Source organism: Streptomyces erythrochromogenes, from assembly GCF_040684695.1.
In the GTDB taxonomy this organism is placed as follows: Bacteria; Actinomycetota; Actinomycetes; order Streptomycetales; family Streptomycetaceae; genus Streptomyces; species Streptomyces erythrochromogenes_C.
This window is the reverse complement of record NZ_JBFBGM010000013.1, coordinates 148,936-164,887: the sequence shown is the minus strand read 5'-3', so window position 1 is coordinate 164,887 and position 15,952 is coordinate 148,936. Positions and strand designations below refer to the sequence as shown.

Genomic DNA, 15,952 nt, shown 5'->3' with positions numbered 1-15,952 from the left:
TGACTTAAGAGGTGATGGCCGACGGAGGGAAGACAGCAGCCCTTGGGGGTGCTGTGCAGCTCCCCGGCCCCTGCCCGCGCCGCCGGCCCATCCCCGGTCGGTGGTCGTCGGCTCCGGTCCAGCACCACCAGGCCCGGGGTCGGAAGCCGTTCCCATCGTTCCGAGAGGTTGTTCGTGTCGGCCAGCACATCCCGTACGCTCCCGCCGGAGATCGCCGATTCCGAGTCTGTGATGGCGCTCATCGAGCGGGGCAAGGCCGAGGGGCAGATCGCCGGCGATGACGTGCGTCGGGCCTTCGAGGCTGACCAGATTCCTGCGACCCAGTGGAAGAATGTTCTGCGCAGCCTCAACCAGATCCTCGAGGAAGAGGGTGTGACGCTGATGGTCAGTGCCGCGGAGTCGCCCAAGCGCACCACCCGCAAGAGCGTCGCAGCGAAGAGCCCGGCCAAGCGGACGGCCACCGAACCCGTCAGGAAGACGGCGGCCAGGACGACGGCGGCGCAGCCCGCGGCCCCCGCGGTCCCGGCGGCCGAGGCGGTGGACCCGCTGACACCGGACGCCCTCGTCGAGGAGACGGCGGCGGAGCCCGTCGCCAAGAAGGCGGCGGCGAAGAAGACGGCCGCGAAGAAGGCCGCGCCCGCCAAGAAGACGGCCGCGAGGAAGACCGCGGCCAAGAAGACCGCGGCGAAGAAGGACGCGGACGAGGGCGGCGAGGACGAGAACCCGGACGAGGGTCCCGACGCGGTCAAGGCCGAGGGCGACGAAGAGGACGAGGGCGGGGAGAACAAGGGCTTCGTCATCTCGGACGACGAGGACGACGCCCCGGCCCAGCAGGTCGTGGTGGCCGGCGCCACCGCCGACCCGGTCAAGGACTACCTCAAGCAGATCGGCAAGGTCCCCCTCCTCAACGCCGAGCAGGAGGTCGAGCTCGCCAAGCGCATCGAGGCGGGCCTCTTCGCCGAGGACAAGCTGGCGAACTCCGACAAGCTGGCGCCCAAGCTCAAGCGCGAGCTGGAGATCATCGCCGAGGACGGCCGCCGCGCGAAGAACCACTTGCTGGAGGCCAACCTCCGTCTCGTGGTCTCCCTGGCCAAGCGCTACACCGGCCGCGGCATGCTCTTCCTGGACCTGATCCAGGAGGGCAACCTGGGCCTGATCCGCGCGGTGGAGAAGTTCGACTACACCAAGGGCTACAAGTTCTCCACGTACGCGACCTGGTGGATCCGGCAGGCGATCACGCGTGCCATGGCCGACCAGGCCCGCACCATCCGCATCCCCGTCCACATGGTCGAGGTCATCAACAAGCTCGCCCGCGTACAGCGCCAGATGCTCCAGGACCTGGGCCGCGAGCCCACCCCGGAGGAGCTGGCCAAGGAACTCGACATGACCCCCGAGAAGGTCATCGAGGTCCAGAAGTACGGCCGCGAGCCGATCTCCCTGCACACGCCCCTCGGCGAGGACGGCGACAGCGAGTTCGGTGACCTCATCGAGGACTCCGAGGCCGTCGTCCCCGCCGACGCCGTCAGCTTCACACTCCTGCAGGAGCAGCTGCACTCGGTGCTCGACACCCTGAGCGAGCGCGAGGCGGGCGTGGTCTCCATGCGCTTCGGTCTCACCGACGGGCAGCCGAAGACCCTCGACGAGATCGGCAAGGTCTACGGGGTCACGCGTGAGCGGATCCGCCAGATCGAGTCGAAGACGATGTCGAAGCTGCGCCACCCGTCCCGCTCCCAGGTGCTGCGCGACTACCTGGACTGACCGGCGGGGCGTCGCCGACGGTGGCCGCGCGGGTGCGCTCGGCCACCGGGCATCCCACTCTGGGTGGAGTCATGCACACTCGGAGTCAGGAGGCCTCATGCGTCGTCCCTTTGCCCGTGTCCTGGCGGGCGCGCTGACCCTGGCGGCGGGAGCGGCCGCGGCGCCGCTCGCCCAGATGCCTCAGGCGGCCGCGGACAGCGTGGTGATCGGCGGGAAGCCGGTGAAGGTGGCCGACAGTCCGTGGGTCGTGGCCCTGGCCAGCCGTGACCGGTTCGGAGGTACGCGGGACGGTCAGTTCTGCGGGGGCGTCCTCGTCGCCCCGACCAGGGTGGTCACCGCGGCGCACTGCCTGGGCCGGCAGGTGCTCGGCGGCCCCGTCGAGTCCGTGTCCGACTTCCGGGTCATCGCGGGCCGTACGGAGCTCCGGGCGGCCGACGGCCGGGAGATCGCGGTGCGCGGGGCGCGGGTGAACCCCGACTACGACCCCCAGAGCAACGCCGGGGACCTCGCCGTGCTGGAACTGGCGGAGGCGGTGCCGGCCGACCACGTGCTTCCCATGGCGGAGGCCGGCCACCCCGCGTACGGGGCGGGCACCGAGGCGGACGTCTACGGCTGGGGGGACACGAGCGGCTTCGGTGACTACGCGTACGCGCTGCGGGCCGCCCGCGTGACGGTGCTCGCGGACGAGGTCTGCGGGCGCGCGTACCCCGGAGACGCCGACGGACAGTTCCGGGCCGAATCCATGGTGTGCGCGGGGGACGGCCGGGGCGGCAAGGACGCCTGCCAGGGCGACAGCGGCGGGCCGCTGGTGGCCCAGGGACGGCTCATCGGGCTCGTCTCGTGGGGCCGGGGCTGCGGGCGCGCCGACAGCCCGGGGGTGTACACGCGCATCGCCCCGCTGACCGGCTTCGTGACGGCCCCGGAGAGGGCCGCGCAGCCGGGTGGGGGCCAGGATGCCGCGTGGGGGGCCGGGAGGGGCTCCGGGGCCCGAGCAGGGTCCGTGCAGGGGCATCGTGCGGGTTAGGGGCGGTCGGGCCGTGTCCCCGCCGTGCGGCCCGGCACACCCGCGGGCCCGGACCGCTGCCCTTCCCGAGGGCGGGCGGCGGCGGACGTGAGGACGGGCGGCACCCCTGGGTCTCAGGGGTGCCGCCCGTCGACCGGCCTGGCCGGTCCTGGCTCGTCGGATGCGAGGTTAGGCCTGTGTGTCAGCGGTCCTCGGGTTCGGCATGGGCAGCCGGAGCGGACGTGAGCCGCTCGGTCTCATCCTGTATTTCCGCGGCGATCTTCTTGAGTTCCGGCTCGAACTTGCGACCGTGGTGGGCGCAGAAGAGCAGTTCACCGCCGCTCAGCAGGACGACGCGCAGATATGCCTGGGCGCCGCAACGGTCGCATCGGTCAGCGGCCGTCAGCGGGGTCGCGGGTGTCAGAACAGTAGTCACGTCGCCTCTTCTCTAGCTCGACGAGCTGTCGTACCAGGGTCAACATCCAACCAGGCCGAAAACGTTCCCGCTCGCGGCTTTTCCTCGAAACTTCCTTCCGAAGCTGGCCGGCTGTTGCCGGTTGGCGGCGAAGGAGCCGTATTGCGTTGCTTTACGGTTTCGCGTTGTCACTCGTGCGCTTGTTGCAGTTCCATCCTCCCCGGCGAGAGTGCCAGGTTGTTCATGAGGACGTGCCCGAACCCTAAATGGTTCATGCGCGGAAGGGAACGTGATGTTTCCTTCACCCGCCCGGGGGATCGAACATCCGTACGGATCTGGACTAGGGTGAGGAAAGCGCGAGGGTGGCGTTGCATCGGCTCTACCTGGCCTCGGTACCCTTCGACGGGCACCCGAGCCACCCCTGCGCCCGACAGGGCCAGAAAAGAAATTCAGCGAGGAGCGAACTGCGTGACCGCCGACACGTCCGTGCCTTCCAGCGCGCTGCTGTCCGGAGCAGACCGGGACGGTTCCAACTACACCGCGCGGCACCTGCTCGTCCTCGAAGGGCTGGAGGCCGTCCGCAAGCGTCCCGGCATGTATATCGGCTCGACCGACAGCCGGGGCCTCATGCACTGCCTGTGGGAGATCATCGACAATTCCGTCGACGAGGCCCTGGGCGGCTACTGCGACCACATCGAAGTGATCCTCCACGAGGACTCCTCCGTCGAGGTCAGGGACAACGGCCGCGGCATCCCCGTGGACGTCGAGCCCAAGACCGGCCTGTCCGGTGTCGAGGTCGTCATGACCAAGCTGCACGCGGGCGGCAAGTTCGGCGGCGGCTCGTACGCGGCCTCCGGCGGCCTGCACGGTGTCGGCGCCTCGGTGGTCAACGCCCTCTCCGCCCGCCTGGACGTCGAGGTCGACCGCGGCAGCTCCACCCACGCCATCAGCTTCCGCCGCGGCGTCCCCGGCATGTTCACCGAGCAGGGCCCCGACAGCCCCTTCGACCCGGCGAACGGCCTGCGCAAGGTCAAGCGCATCGCGAAGGGCAAGACCGGCACCCGGATCCGCTACTGGTCCGACCGCCAGATCTTCCTCAAGGACGCCCGTCTCGGCCTGGAGACGCTGTACCAGCGCGCCCGCCAGACCGCCTTCCTGGTCCCCGGCCTGACCCTGGTCGTGCGCGACGAGCGGGGCATCGACGGGGCCGGCAAGACCGAGGAGACCTTCCGCTTCGACGGCGGCATCAGCGAGTTCTGCGAGTACCTCGCCCAGGACAAGGCCGCCTGCGACGTGCTGCGGCTGACCGGATCGGGCACCTTCAAGGAGACCGTCCCGGTCCTCGACGACCGCGGCCACATGACCCCCACCGAGGTCACCCGCGAGCTCGGCGTGGACATCGCCCTGCGCTGGGGCACGGGCTACGAGACCAACGTCAAGTCCTTCGTGAACATCATCGCCACCCCCAAGGGCGGCACCCACGTCACCGGCTTCGAACGCTCCGTGACCAAGACCGTCAACGAGGTGCTGCGCTCGGCCAAGCTGCTGCGCGTCGCCGAGGACGACGTGGTCAAGGACGACGCGATGGAGGGCATGACGGCCGTCGTCACGGTCCGCCTGGCCGAACCCCAGTTCGAAGGTCAGACCAAGGAGGTGCTCGGCACCTCGGCCGCCACGCGGATCGTCGCCGCCGTGGTCGCCAAGGAGCTCAAGGCCTTCCTGACCTCCACGAAGCGCGACGACAAGCAGCAGGCACGCGCCGTGATGGAGAAGATCGTCGCGGCCGCCCGGACCCGGATCGCGGCCCGCCAGCACAAGGAGGCGCAGCGCCGCAAGACCGCGCTGGAGACCTCCTCCCTGCCCGCCAAGCTGGCCGACTGCCGCAGCGACGACGTGGACCGCAGCGAGCTCTTCATCGTCGAGGGCGACTCCGCCCTCGGCACCGCGAAGCTCGCCCGGAACTCCGAATTCCAGGCGCTCCTGCCCATCCGCGGCAAGATCCTCAACGTCCAGAAGTCCTCGGTCTCGGACATGCTCAAGAACGCCGAGTGCGGGGCGATCATCCAGGTCATAGGGGCCGGCTCGGGCCGTACCTTCGACATCGACGCCGCCCGCTACGGCAAGATCGTGCTGCTCGTCGACGCCGATGTGGACGGCGCGCACATCCGCTGCCTGCTGCTCACGCTCTTCCAGCGCTACATGCGGCCGATGGTCGAGGCCGGCCGGGTCTTCGCGGCCGTCCCGCCGCTGCACCGGATCGAGCTGGTCCAGCCGAAGAAGGGCCAGGACAAGTACGTCTACACGTACTCGGACAACGAGCTGCGCCAGACCCTTCTGGAGTACCAGCGCAAGAACATCCGCTACAAGGACTCGATCCAGCGCTACAAGGGCCTCGGCGAGATGGACGCGGACCAGCTGGCGGAGACCACCATGGACCCCCGCTTCCGTACCCTGCGCCGGATCAACATCGGCGACCTGGACTCCGCCGAGCAGGTCTTCGATCTGCTTATGGGCAATGAGGTGGCCCCGCGCAAGGAGTTCATCACGAGCTCCGCGGCGACGCTGGACCGCTCGCGCATCGACGCCTGACACGGGCGGGCGCCGGGCACACCGGTGCCCTTCGCTCCATCACCTGTTGGAGTGAAGAGCACCGGTACACCAGTCCGGAAACCGTCCATTCCGCACATCCTTGTGGGCACGCGGCCAATGCGGCAGCGGACAAGGAGAGTTCGGTGGACAAGCACGAAGGGCGCGATGCCGGAACGATCCGGCTGGACGACCCCTGGTACGACGCGCTGGCCGTCGGCTGGGGCGAGGGCGCGGAACCGTCCCCGCCCCGGCCGGCCCCTGCCGTCCGGCCGGCGCCCGGCGCATCCGACATCTACCGGGAAGTGCAGCGCAGCGCGGCCTTCCAGGAGGTCCGCAGCCGCTATCGCCGGTTCGTCGTCCCCGCGACCGCCGGGTTCTTCCTCTGGTACGTCGCCTACGTGGTCGCCGCCACGGCCGCGCCCGCTCTGATGGCCCGGCCGGTCCTGGGCGCGGTCAACGTGGCCATGCTGGCGGGGCTCGGCCAGTTCCTCAGCACCTTCCTGCTCACCTGGGCCTACGCCCGCCATGCGCGGCTGCGCCGGGACCGGGCCGCACTCGACCTGCGCTGGACCGTCTTCGAGCAGGAGCGTGGCCAGGACCGGAACCGGGCGAGGAGGGCGGGCCGGTGACCACCGAGCACCAGACCCTGGCGCTGATGCTGTTCAGCCTCTTCATCGCGGTGACCCTGGGCATCACCACCTGGGTCAGCCGCAACCGGCACGGCTCGGCCGAGGAGTTCTACGCCGGAGGGCGACTCTTCTCCCCGATGGAGAACGGTTTCGCCATCGCGGGCGACTACATGTCCGCCGCCTCCTTCCTCGGCATCTCCGGGCTGATCGCCCTCTTCGGCTACGACGGCCTGCTCTACTCGGTGGGATTCCTCGTCGCCTGGCTGGTGGTGCTGTTCCTCGTCGCCGAACTGGTGCGCAACTGCGGGCGCTTCACCCTCGCCGACGTGGTCGCCGCCCGGATGAGCGAGCGCCCGGTGCGGATCGCCGCCGGTACGTCCTCGGTCGTCGTCTCCGTGCTCTACCTCGTCGCGCAGATGGTCGGCGCGGGCAGCCTGGTCGGGCTGCTGCTCGGGAACTCGAGCGCCGCGGCCCGCACCCTCACCGTGGTCGGGGTGGGCGCCCTGATGGTGGTCTACGTGTCCTTCGGCGGAATGCGGGCCACCACCTGGATCCAGATCGTCAAGGCCGTGCTGCTGATGGGCGGGGCGGTCACGCTGACCGTGCTCGTGCTGCTGCGCTTCCACGGAGACTTCGACCGGCTGCTCACCAGCGCCGCCGAACGCAGCGGGCACGGAATGGCGTTCCTGGGTCCCGGACTGAAGTACGGCGGGGACTGGACCGCCCGCTTCGACTTCATCAGCCTCGGCCTCGCGCTGGTCCTCGGAACCGCCGGACTGCCGCACATCCTGTCGCGCTTCTACACCGTGCCCACCGCCCGGGCGGCCCGCCGCTCCGTGGTGTGGGCGATCGGGCTGATCGGCAGCTTCTACCTGATGACCATCGTCCTCGGCTTCGGAGCGGCGGCCCTGGTCGGACCGGACGAGGTACGGGCCTCCAACGCCTCGGGGAACACGGCCGTGCCGCTGCTCGCGGCCTTCCTCGGGGGAGGCGCCGAAACCACCGGTGGCGCGGTGCTGTTCGCCTTCGTCGCGGCCATCGCCTTCGCCACCATCCTGGCCGTGGTGGCCGGCATCACGCTGGCCTCGTCCGCGTCCGTGGCCCACGACCTGTACGCCTCGCTCAAGCGCAGGCACGCCAGGCAGCGCAGCGAGGTCTCGGTGGCCCGGGCCGCCGCCGTGGGCATCGGGGCGGTGGCCATCGCCCTCGGGCTGCTCGCGCAGGACCTCAATGTGGCGTTCCTGGTGGGGCTGGCCTTCGCGGTGGCCGCCTCGGCCAACCTCCCGGTGCTCATGTACTCGCTCTTCTGGCGTGGGTTCACCACGCGCGGAGCCGTGTGGTCGGTGTACGGAGGCCTGGTGCCGGCGGTCCTGCTGGTGCTGGTCTCGCCCGTGGTGTCGGGCAGCCCCGAATCGCTGTTCCCCGGGGTCGACTTCCAGTTCTTCCCGCTGCAGAACCCCGGGATCGTCTCGATCCCGCTGGGCTTCCTGGCCGGCTGGCTGGGCACGGTCACCTCCGGCGAGCAACCGGACGAGGCGAGGCACGCGGAGACGGAGGTCCGCTCGCTGACCGGTGCGGGAGCGGTCTGAGCGGACGAGCCGGACCGGAGGGCCCCGGATCGGAGGCGCCGGGCCGGGAGGCTGGCCTGAGGGGTCAGGCCTGGGCGTCGGACCGGCCCGGCCCCTCCGGCGGGAGCCAGGTGTAGCGGTGCTCCGGGCGGCCGGTCTCGCCGTAGCGCAGGGCCAGGGAGACACGGCCGGAGCGTTCGAGGAGCTTCAGATAGCGCTGGGCGGTCTGGCGGCTGATGCCCGCGCGGTCGGCGATCTGCTGGGTGGACAGGGGGCCTTCGGCGGAGCGCAGCACCTGGCGGACCAGCTCCGCCGTGGTGGGCGAATGGCCCTTGGGGAGCTCGTTCACGGAAGCCGCCCCGGCGAGGGCGCCGAAGATCCGGTCCACCTCTGCCTGTTCGGCCTCGCCGCCCGTGTCCAGGGCGCGGCGCAGCGAACCGTACGCCTCCAGGCGGGCGCGGAGCCCGGCGAAGGTGAACGGTTTGACCAGGTACTGGAGGGCTCCGAGGCGCATGGCGGCCTGCACGGTGGCGAGATCGCGGGCGGCGGTGACCATGATCACATCGGTTCCGTCGCCGCGCTGGCGCAGGCGGCGGACCAGGTCCAGGCCGTTCTCGTCGGGGAGGTAGTGGTCCAGGAGGACCAGGTCCACCGGGTGGGCGGAGAGGAAGTCCAGGGCCTCGGCGGCCGAATGGGCCTGCGCGATCACCCGGAAACCGGGAACCTTCGCCACGTACGCCGCGTTGATCCGGGCAACACGCATGTCGTCGTCGACGACCAATACGTGGATCGGGGTCTCGTTCATCGCAGGGCCTCCGGAAGTACGACGGAGAATTCCGCCCCTCCGTCCGCTGCTTCACCGGCCCGGGCGCTGCCGCCCTGCCGCTCCGCGAGGCGGCGTACGAGGGCGAGGCCCAGCCCGCGCTCGCGGTGGGCCCGGGGCTGCTTGGTCGACCAGCCCTCCGTGAAGATCTCCTCGCGGCGCGCGGCGGGGACCCCGGGGCCGCTGTCGCGCACCCGCAGTACGGCGGTACGGCCCTCCGCGCGCAGCTCCACCTCGACCAGGGGCGCCGCTGCGCCGGCGGCGGCGTCCAGGGCGTTGTCCACCAGGTTGCCGACGATCGTGACGAGCCCGCCCGGGTCGACCAGGCGGTCGGGAAGGAGGGTGGCGGCCGCCAGCCGCAGGGGGATGCCGCGCTCGGCGGCGACGGTGGCCTTGCCCACGAGGAGGGCGGCCAGCAGTGGGTCGTGGACCTTCTCGGTGACCTGTTCGGCGGTCGTGCGGTGGACTCCGACGACTTCGGTCACGAATTCCACCGCTTCCTCGTGCAGGCCCAGCTCCAGCAGGCCGAGGAGGGTGTGGAGGCGGTTGGCGTGTTCGTGGTCCTGGGCGCGCAGGGCGTCGATCAGGCCGCGGGTGGAGTCCAGTTCGCGGCTCAGGTGCTCCAGCTCGGTGCGGTCGCGCAGGGTGGCCACGGCCCCGCCGTCCGCGGTGGGCATGCGGTTGGCGACCAGGACCCGCGGGCCCTGGACGGTGAGCAGGTCGCGGCCCGTCACGCGGCCGGAGAGTACGTCTGCGGTGCGGCCGGGGCCGAGGACGTCGTCGAGCGGTTGCCCGGCGAAGGTGCCGGTGGAGTCCGGGGTGAGGCCCAGCAGGCGGGCGGCCTCGTCGTTGACCAGCCGGACCCGGCCGTCGGGGGCGAGGGCGATCACGCCTTCGCGGATGGAGTGCAGCATGGCTTCGCGTTCGGCGAGCAGGCCGGCGATGTCGGAGAAGGCCAGGTCGCGGGTCTGGCGTTGGATCCTGCGGGAGAGGAGGTAGGCGGCGAGGGCGCCCGCGGCCAGGGCGCCGCCGGCGTAGGCGAGCAGGCCCGGGATGGCCCCGAGCAGACGGTCGCGGACGCTGTCGTAGGCGATGCCGACCGAGACCGCGCCGACGATCTCGCCGTCGGCGGCGATGAGCGGGACCTTGCCGCGTGCGGAGCGCCCCAGGGTGCCGTCGTCGATCTCCATGACCTCGCGGCCGGCCAGGGCGTCGCTCGGGTCGGTGGAGACCGGCAGCCCGATCCGGTCGGGGCTCGGGTGCGAGCGGCGGATGCCGTCCAGGTCGAGGACGACGACGTACTCGGCGCCCGTCGCCCGGCGGATCCGTTCGGCCGAGGCCTGCACCGGGCTGTCCGCCGACGCCCCGGAGTCCAGGAGGCCCGCGGCGATCGCGGGGTCCGCTGCGGCGCTCTGCGCGATGGCCAGGGCACGGCGCATGGCCTGGTCGTCGAGCTGGGCGCCGAGCGGCGCGAGGAACAGGCCCGTGGCCAGGACGACGACCCCGGCAGCGATGGCCAGCTGGGTCAGCAGGATCTGCGAGACCGCCCGTCTGGGCAGCCCGAGGCGCCGAGCGCTCATGAGGGGGAACCGCATGGACAGCAACGGTAGGTCGGCCCCGGCACAAGCGGAACATGTGCGCCCCGCTTGTCGGGTACCCCACTCCCCTCGCGGCCGGGCCGTGTTCCAGCGGTCACTGCGGGTGAAGCGGGTGTCGTGGAGCTTCAGCCGTTCCGTCCGGGGCGGCCGTTCCGTCCGGGGCGAACGGGCGGTGGAAGGTGAAGGCGTGCGGCGCGGAGCCGTGGGCGTGGAGGTGCTCCAGCCTGGAGACCCCGTCCTGCCAGGTGGGTATCGCGCCGTCGGAGACCCACCAGCACACGTGGGACGGCTGCCCCGTCCTCTTCTCGAACCAGTCGTGGCGCCGGGCCAGCGCCTCGCGGTGCAGGCCGGTGTAGACGGCGTCGAAGGCGGCGCGCAGGCCGGTCCAGAGGGAGAGGGTCGTGGCCAGGGCGGTGGTCTGCGCCGTGCGGCCCTTGTCGTACCAGGTCGGCACGGCGAAGTCTCCCCACGCACCCCAGTCCGCCCCGAAGAGCAGACCCCGGTCGCCGTCGGCCGTTTCGGCGCGCGCGAGATATCCGGGGTGACGGCTGATCCGCCGGTAGACGGCCTCACCGCGCTCGTAGAACTCGCTCGTGAGCGGTGCGGGATCGGAGAGAGGGGATTTCAGGGTGCCGAAGGTGTACAGAGCGAGATGGGGCATGCGTCTCTCCCTGGTCGGGGGTGCCTGTTGTGGGCGCGGTCCGGTGGCCTGCTCATCCCGTCGCGGGCGGCGCGGCCTGGAGGAACTCCCGGGCGGCCGTCGCGACCGCCGGGGACCAGGTGAAGGTAGCGGCCTGTGCGGGCCCTGTCGAAGTTGCTTTTTCCCTGCTCAAGTGGCCTCCCGCGCCCGGCATTTCGCGCCCCGGCCGTCAAGCCGGCCGCCCCGGGGCTATGCGACCGGCCCCTGGGGGATCGGCTGGGGCGGGCGCGGGCCGTGGTACTGGCCGCTCGGCCGCATGCGCAGCGGGCGCTCCTGGTACTCCTCCAGCGCGTGGGCGATCCAGCCCGCCGTTCGGGCCACCGCGAAGACTGTCTCGCCGGCCTCGGGGGCCATGCCGCAGGACACCGTCAGGACCGCCAGCGCCAGGTCGACGTTGGCGTGGAGCCCGCCCTGGCGGCTCGTCACCGCGACCACCTCGCGGGCCGCCGCCAGTGCGGGGGCGGCCTCGTCCAGCCCCTCCAGGCGTGCGAACAGCGCGCCCGCCCGGGGGTCCTCGCCGCGGTAGAGGCGGTGGCCCAGGCCCGGGACCCGGCGTCCCGCCCGCAGGTACTCGGCGACCACCGGCGCGGCACCGCCCTGGTCCAGCACCTCCACCAGCATCCGGTGCGCGAGCCGTCCGGCCGCGCCGTGCAGCGGTCCTTCGAGTGCGCCGAGCCCGGCCGACACCGCTGCGTACGGATGCGCACGCGCCGACGCGGCCACCCGTACGGCGAGCGTGGAGGCGGCCAGGTCGTGGTCGACCAGCAGAGCGAGGGCCAGGTCCAGGACGGCGAGGGCGTCCGGGTCCGGCTCCCGGGACGTCAGCCGGGACCACAGCTGGCGGGCGATCCGGCCGTCGCCGGCCCGTCCGCCGCCCGCCGCCGGCAGGGCGCCGACCAGTGTCGGGATCAGGCAGCGCGCGGAGCCCAGCACGGCCTCCTCCGACAGGTCGAAGCGCAGCGGGTCCGCCACCGCGGCGGCGGCGACCGCCACGCGCAGCCGGTCGACCGGGCCGCTGTGGGCCGGCAGGGCGTCCACCGCCCGGCGGGCCGCCTCCAGTACCTCCGCAGGAGCGGTGAACCGGGCCCCGAGGGTGAGGTTCCCCGTCCAGAGCCACTCGGCGACCTCCTCGTAGGGGTACCGCGAGGCGAGGTCCACGGCGTCGACGCCACGGAAGTAGTACCGGTCGGGTTCGATCAGGGTGAGCGCCGTGCGGACGGCGAGTTCACCGGCGGGCGCCGCCGCAGCCTCGCGCCGGCTGCGCCGGGCCAGCGCCTCGACCTCGGCCGCGTCGAAGCTGCTGCCCCGCCCTGCCGGATCGCGGCGGCTGGCGAGCTGGCCCCGGCTGACGTAGGCGTACACCGTCGCAGGCTTCACGCCGAGCACCCGCGCCGCCTCCTGCGTGCTGAGCCTGCGTCCGCCGTCCGTCTGGTCACTCATGCCGAACACCCTACAGATGCATTGCTATGTTGATTCAATCAATATTGACAGCGATCAAATCCATCATGGATGGTCGATGCATGAACACCACCGACAGCACCATCGAAGGACCGCGGGGCCTCGCGGGGGTCGTGGTCACCGAAACCGAGCTCGGGGACGTCCGGGGCCGGGAGGGCTTCTACCACTACCGCCAGTACTCGGCCGTGGAGCTCGCGGCCGTCCGCAGCTTCGAGGACGTGTGGCACCTGATGTTCCGCGGCGCCCTCCCGGCGGACCCCGCCGAGCGGGCCGCCTTCACCGCCGAGACCGCCGCGCTGCGCCGGCTGCCCGAGGAGGTGCGGGCGGTCCTGCCGGACCTGGCCCGCGCGACCCGGCTCTCCGGCCCGCTCGCCGGGCTGCGCACCGCGCTCTCGCTGCTCGGCGCCTCCGCGGGCTTCCGGCCGGTGTACGACCTCACCCCCGAGCGGCGGGCCGCGGACGCGCTGGCGGCCTGCGCCGCGGTGCCGACCCTGCTCACCGCCCTGCACCGGCTGGGCCAGGGCCTGGAGCCGGTCGAGCCGCGCACGGACCTTCCTTACGCCGCCAACTACCTCTACATGCTGACCGGCGAGGAGCCCGACCCCGCCCGGGCCCGTGCGGTCGAGCGGTACCTGATATCCACCGTGGACCACGGCTTCAACGCCTCGACGTTCACCGCTCGGGTGATCGCCTCCACCGGCGCCGACGTCGCCGCCTGTCTGACCGGGGCCATCGGCGCGCTCTCCGGACCGCTGCACGGCGGCGCCCCCAGCCGCGCCCTGGACACCCTCGACGCGATCGGCACCGTGGACCGGATCGGGCCGTGGATCCGCGAGCGCGTCCTCGCCGGCGACCGGATCATGGGCTTCGGGCACCCCGTCTACCGCACCGAGGACCCCCGCTCGCGCATGCTGCGCGAGATCGCCCTCGGCTTCGGCGGCCCCCTCGTGGACTTCGCCGTGCAGGTCGAGCGCCAGGTGGAGGAGATCCTCGCCGAACTCAAGCCGGGCCGCGAACTGCACACCAACGTGGAGTTCTACGCGGGCGTGGTCATGGAGCTCTGCGGGCTGCCGCGCGAGATGTTCACCCCGACGTTCTGCGCGGCCCGGGTCGTCGGCTGGAGCGCGAACATCCTGGAGCAGGCCACCGACTCGAAGATCATCCGACCGGCCGCCCGGTACAAGGGCCCCACCCCTCCGCAGCCGGTGCCGCTGATGGCCTGACCCGGGCCTGACACGGTCTGACCCCGGGCGGGACGCCGGGCACGGCCCCGGACGTGACCCCGGCCCGCCCGGCCTGGCTACGATCGGACGGGTGAACAGCAGGCAGCCCATCCCCGTCGTCGTCCTCGCCGGATTCCTCGGATCCGGGAAGACCACCGTGCTGAACCACCTCCTCGCCGGCCGCGGCGGCACCCGCGTCGGGGTCGTCGTCAACGACTTCGGCTCCATCGAGGTCGACGCGATGTCGGTGGCCGGCCAGGTCGGGGACTCGATGGTCTCCCTCGGCGGAGGCTGCCTGTGCTGCGCCGTCGACGGCAGCGAGCTGGACGCGTACCTGGAGAAGCTCTCCGCGCCCGTCCACAGGATCGACGTGATCGTCATCGAGGCGAGCGGCCTGGCCGAGCCCGAGGAGATGATCCGCATGCTGGTGGCCAACGAGAACCCGGCCGTCCGGTACGGCGGCATGGTGGAGGTCGTGGACGCGGCGGAGTTCGACGCGACCCGGGCCCGGCACCCGGAGACCGACCGCCACCTCGCCGTCGCGGACCTGGTGGTGCTCAACAAGACCGACCGGGTCGACCCGGTCGAACGCGCCAGGATCGAGACCGAACTCGCCGCGCTCTGCGCGCCGGGCACCCCGGTCGTGGGCGCCGACCACGGCCGCATCGACGCGGAGCTGCTCTTCGACCGCCGGCCCTGGACCGAGACCCGGGGACAGCTGTCCTTCGAGGACCTGCTCGCGGAGGCGGGGGGGCGCGACCACTGCACCCACGCGCACGCCGCCTACGAGAGCACGGAGTTCACCTCGGAGCAGGCCCTCTCCCCGCGCCGGTTCATGGACTTCCTCGACCGGCGCCCGGCCGGCCTCTACCGGATCAAGGGCTTCGTGTGGTTCGGGGTCCCCGGACACGGCGAGCGCTACGAGATCCAGGCCGTCGGCCGCTTCCTCCGCTTCGCCCCGCAGCCCTGGGGGCGGGGCGAAGCCCGTCTGACGCAACTGGTCCTGATCGGCTCGGGCACCGACGGCGAGGCCCTGGTGGGGGAGTTGGAGGCCTGCCGCGAGGCGGCGCCGCAGGACGCGAACCCCGAGAGCATGTGGGGCGTGCTGCGCTACGTCGACCGGCCCGCGGAGGACTGGGGCGACGCCCCGGAGCCGGACCCCTCCGAGCCGGACGCGCCCGAGCCGGATGCTTCCGAGACGGATGCTTCCGAGACGTCCCCCGCGTATTGACCAAGGAGTGCCGGGCGCGGCCCGTCGCCTACTTGCCGTCCGAGAAGTTGTGCACGCCCCACCAGCCGGAGGCGTCGTGGTAGAGCCCCACGCCCACCTCGGTGAACTCCGCGCTGACCTGCGCCTTGTAGTGGCCGGGGCTGTGGCGCCACATCGACTGGAACTTCTCGGCGGCTTCCTGGGCGGTCATCGAGGCATCGCTCCACCACACGATGTTCTCGCCCGTCCAGGTGCGCGAGCCGGTGTTCAGGTAGGCGCGCTCCTCGTTGGAGGAGTGGCCGAACCCGTTCTTCTTCATGTGTTCGGCCCACTTGCGGGCGAAGTCGCTGAGGTCCTGCCTGAGTACGAGCGGAGGCCTGCCGACGGTGGCCCGTTCGTTGTTCAGCAGCTGAAGTGACAGCGACTGGGCCGTTCGGACGTCCTGCGTCGAGATGCGGGCGCCGGGCACCTTCGGGTCCGGTCCCACCGGACCGCTGCCCGACGGGCCACGGGTCGGCTGCGCGGCCCGGTCGGTCTTCGCGGACTGCGTGGCGGCGGGTTCGGGCGACGCCGCGGTACGCGAGGGGGAGGCGGCGGTGGCGTTCGCGCTCGGTGCCGCCCCGGCCGCGGGGGTTCCCTCCGTCGCACCGGCCCCGGTGGCGGGGGAGGCCGGGCCGTCCAGAGGGCCCGGGCCGACGGCGTCGGAGGACGAGGCCGAAGACGAGGACGAGGACGAGGCCGAAGAAGGGGAAGAGGACGAGGCCGTCGCAGCGGTGCGGGCAGGAGACTCACCCGATATGAGCGTGTACGCGCTCCCGGCTCCGGTCAGCAGGACCACGGTGGCGACCGCCGCCGGCACGGGCATCTTCCTGCGGGGCCGGCGGCGGCCACCGGCCACCCGGCCCGCGTGGCGCGGCCCGGAAGGTCGCTCCGCCCGGTCCTGCCCGAACTCGTCGTCGCGCAACTGCATCGCATCTC

The 15,952-nt window shown here is 72.1% G+C and carries 13 protein-coding genes; 7 read left to right on the top strand and 6 right to left on the bottom strand.

The window, feature by feature from the left end; translation table 11 throughout:
• The first annotated feature begins 174 nt into the window (after window positions 1-174).
• A complete protein-coding gene (locus AB0O53_RS20650) occupies window positions 175-1,758 on the top strand; it encodes an RNA polymerase sigma factor (RefSeq protein ID WP_365197281.1) in 1,584 nt (527 codons plus the stop codon).
• Between the two features lie 97 nt (window positions 1,759-1,855).
• Window positions 1,856-2,782: a serine protease gene (locus AB0O53_RS20645; RefSeq protein WP_351000746.1), complete on the top strand. Its 927-nt coding sequence runs from the start codon at window positions 1,856-1,858 to the stop codon at window positions 2,780-2,782.
• A 181-nt stretch (window positions 2,783-2,963) separates the two neighbouring features.
• On the opposite strand, the gene AB0O53_RS20640 is transcribed toward AB0O53_RS20645, so the two are convergent.
• Window positions 2,964-3,197: a DUF7455 domain-containing protein gene (locus AB0O53_RS20640; RefSeq protein WP_030028922.1), complete on the bottom strand. Its 234-nt coding sequence runs from the start codon at window positions 3,195-3,197 to the stop codon at window positions 2,964-2,966.
• Window positions 3,198-3,644: 447 nt separating this feature from the next.
• Here AB0O53_RS20640 and AB0O53_RS20635 point away from each other — a divergent pair, with 447 nt between their 5' ends.
• The 3 genes from AB0O53_RS20635 to AB0O53_RS20625 all read left to right on the top strand — a co-directional run bounded on the left by AB0O53_RS20635 (window position 3,645) and on the right by AB0O53_RS20625 (window position 7,983).
• Window positions 3,645-5,765, top strand: a complete 2,121-nt coding sequence (locus AB0O53_RS20635; protein WP_031146487.1) for a DNA gyrase/topoisomerase IV subunit B — start codon at window positions 3,645-3,647, stop codon at window positions 5,763-5,765.
• A gap of 143 nt (window positions 5,766-5,908) precedes the next feature.
• A complete protein-coding gene (locus AB0O53_RS20630; RefSeq protein WP_351002029.1) occupies window positions 5,909-6,394 on the top strand; it encodes a DUF485 domain-containing protein in 486 nt (161 codons plus the stop codon).
• Window positions 6,391-7,983: a monocarboxylic acid transporter gene (locus tag AB0O53_RS20625; RefSeq protein ID WP_351002031.1), complete on the top strand. Its 1,593-nt coding sequence runs from the start codon at window positions 6,391-6,393 to the stop codon at window positions 7,981-7,983. Before AB0O53_RS20630 ends, AB0O53_RS20625 begins: the two co-directional genes overlap by 4 nt.
• Window positions 7,984-8,047: 64 nt before the next feature.
• Here the strand turns inward: AB0O53_RS20625 and AB0O53_RS20620 are convergent, their stop codons facing one another.
• The 4 genes from AB0O53_RS20620 to AB0O53_RS20605 all read right to left on the bottom strand — a co-directional run bounded on the left by AB0O53_RS20620 (window position 8,048) and on the right by AB0O53_RS20605 (window position 12,523).
• The gene (locus AB0O53_RS20620) at window positions 8,048-8,767 is read right to left on the bottom strand and encodes a DUF7342 family protein (protein ID WP_351002033.1); all 720 of its coding nucleotides are present in this window, start codon (window positions 8,765-8,767) and stop codon (window positions 8,048-8,050) included.
• Window positions 8,764-10,365: a sensor histidine kinase gene (locus tag AB0O53_RS20615; protein WP_351002035.1), complete on the bottom strand. Its 1,602-nt coding sequence runs from the start codon at window positions 10,363-10,365 to the stop codon at window positions 8,764-8,766. Before AB0O53_RS20615 ends, AB0O53_RS20620 begins: the two co-directional genes overlap by 4 nt.
• Window positions 10,366-10,477: 112 nt before the next feature.
• On the bottom strand, window positions 10,478-11,044 hold the full coding sequence (locus AB0O53_RS20610; RefSeq protein ID WP_365197274.1) for a DUF3291 domain-containing protein: 567 nt from the start codon (window positions 11,042-11,044) through the stop codon (window positions 10,478-10,480).
• Between the two features lie 228 nt (window positions 11,045-11,272).
• The gene (locus tag AB0O53_RS20605; protein ID WP_365197271.1) at window positions 11,273-12,523 is read right to left on the bottom strand and encodes a citrate synthase; all 1,251 of its coding nucleotides are present in this window, start codon (window positions 12,521-12,523) and stop codon (window positions 11,273-11,275) included.
• Window positions 12,524-12,588: 65 nt separating this feature from the next.
• Here AB0O53_RS20605 and AB0O53_RS20600 point away from each other — a divergent pair, with 65 nt between their 5' ends.
• The gene (locus AB0O53_RS20600) at window positions 12,589-13,764 is read left to right on the top strand and encodes a citrate synthase/methylcitrate synthase (protein WP_351002041.1); all 1,176 of its coding nucleotides are present in this window, start codon (window positions 12,589-12,591) and stop codon (window positions 13,762-13,764) included.
• A 91-nt stretch (window positions 13,765-13,855) separates the two neighbouring features.
• The gene (locus AB0O53_RS20595) at window positions 13,856-14,995 is read left to right on the top strand and encodes a CobW family GTP-binding protein (protein ID WP_365197267.1); all 1,140 of its coding nucleotides are present in this window, start codon (window positions 13,856-13,858) and stop codon (window positions 14,993-14,995) included.
• Window positions 14,996-15,023: 28 nt separating this feature from the next.
• On the opposite strand, the gene AB0O53_RS20590 is transcribed toward AB0O53_RS20595, so the two are convergent.
• Window positions 15,024-15,944, bottom strand: a complete 921-nt coding sequence (locus AB0O53_RS20590) for a CAP domain-containing protein (RefSeq protein ID WP_365197265.1) — start codon at window positions 15,942-15,944, stop codon at window positions 15,024-15,026.
• Window positions 15,945-15,952 lie beyond the last annotated feature (8 nt).

What these genes read in the sequence shown, in the direction of transcription:
- AB0O53_RS20645 (WP_351000746.1), top strand. Translation starts at nt 1,856, where the DNA reads ATGCGTCGTCCCTTTGCCCGTGTCCTGGCGGGCGCGCTGACCCTGGCG.
- AB0O53_RS20620 (WP_351002033.1), bottom strand. Translation starts at nt 8,767, where the DNA reads ATGAACGAGACCCCGATCCACGTATTGGTCGTCGACGACGACATGCGT.
- AB0O53_RS20615 (WP_351002035.1), bottom strand. Translation starts at nt 10,365, where the DNA reads ATGAGCGCTCGGCGCCTCGGGCTGCCCAGACGGGCGGTCTCGCAGATC.
- AB0O53_RS20610 (WP_365197274.1), bottom strand. Translation starts at nt 11,044, where the DNA reads ATGCCCCATCTCGCTCTGTACACCTTCGGCACCCTGAAATCCCCTCTC.
- AB0O53_RS20605 (WP_365197271.1), bottom strand. Translation starts at nt 12,523, where the DNA reads ATGAGTGACCAGACGGACGGCGGACGCAGGCTCAGCACGCAGGAGGCG.
- AB0O53_RS20600 (WP_351002041.1), top strand. Translation starts at nt 12,589, where the DNA reads ATGGATGGTCGATGCATGAACACCACCGACAGCACCATCGAAGGACCG.
- AB0O53_RS20590 (WP_365197265.1), bottom strand. Translation starts at nt 15,944, where the DNA reads ATGCAGTTGCGCGACGACGAGTTCGGGCAGGACCGGGCGGAGCGACCT.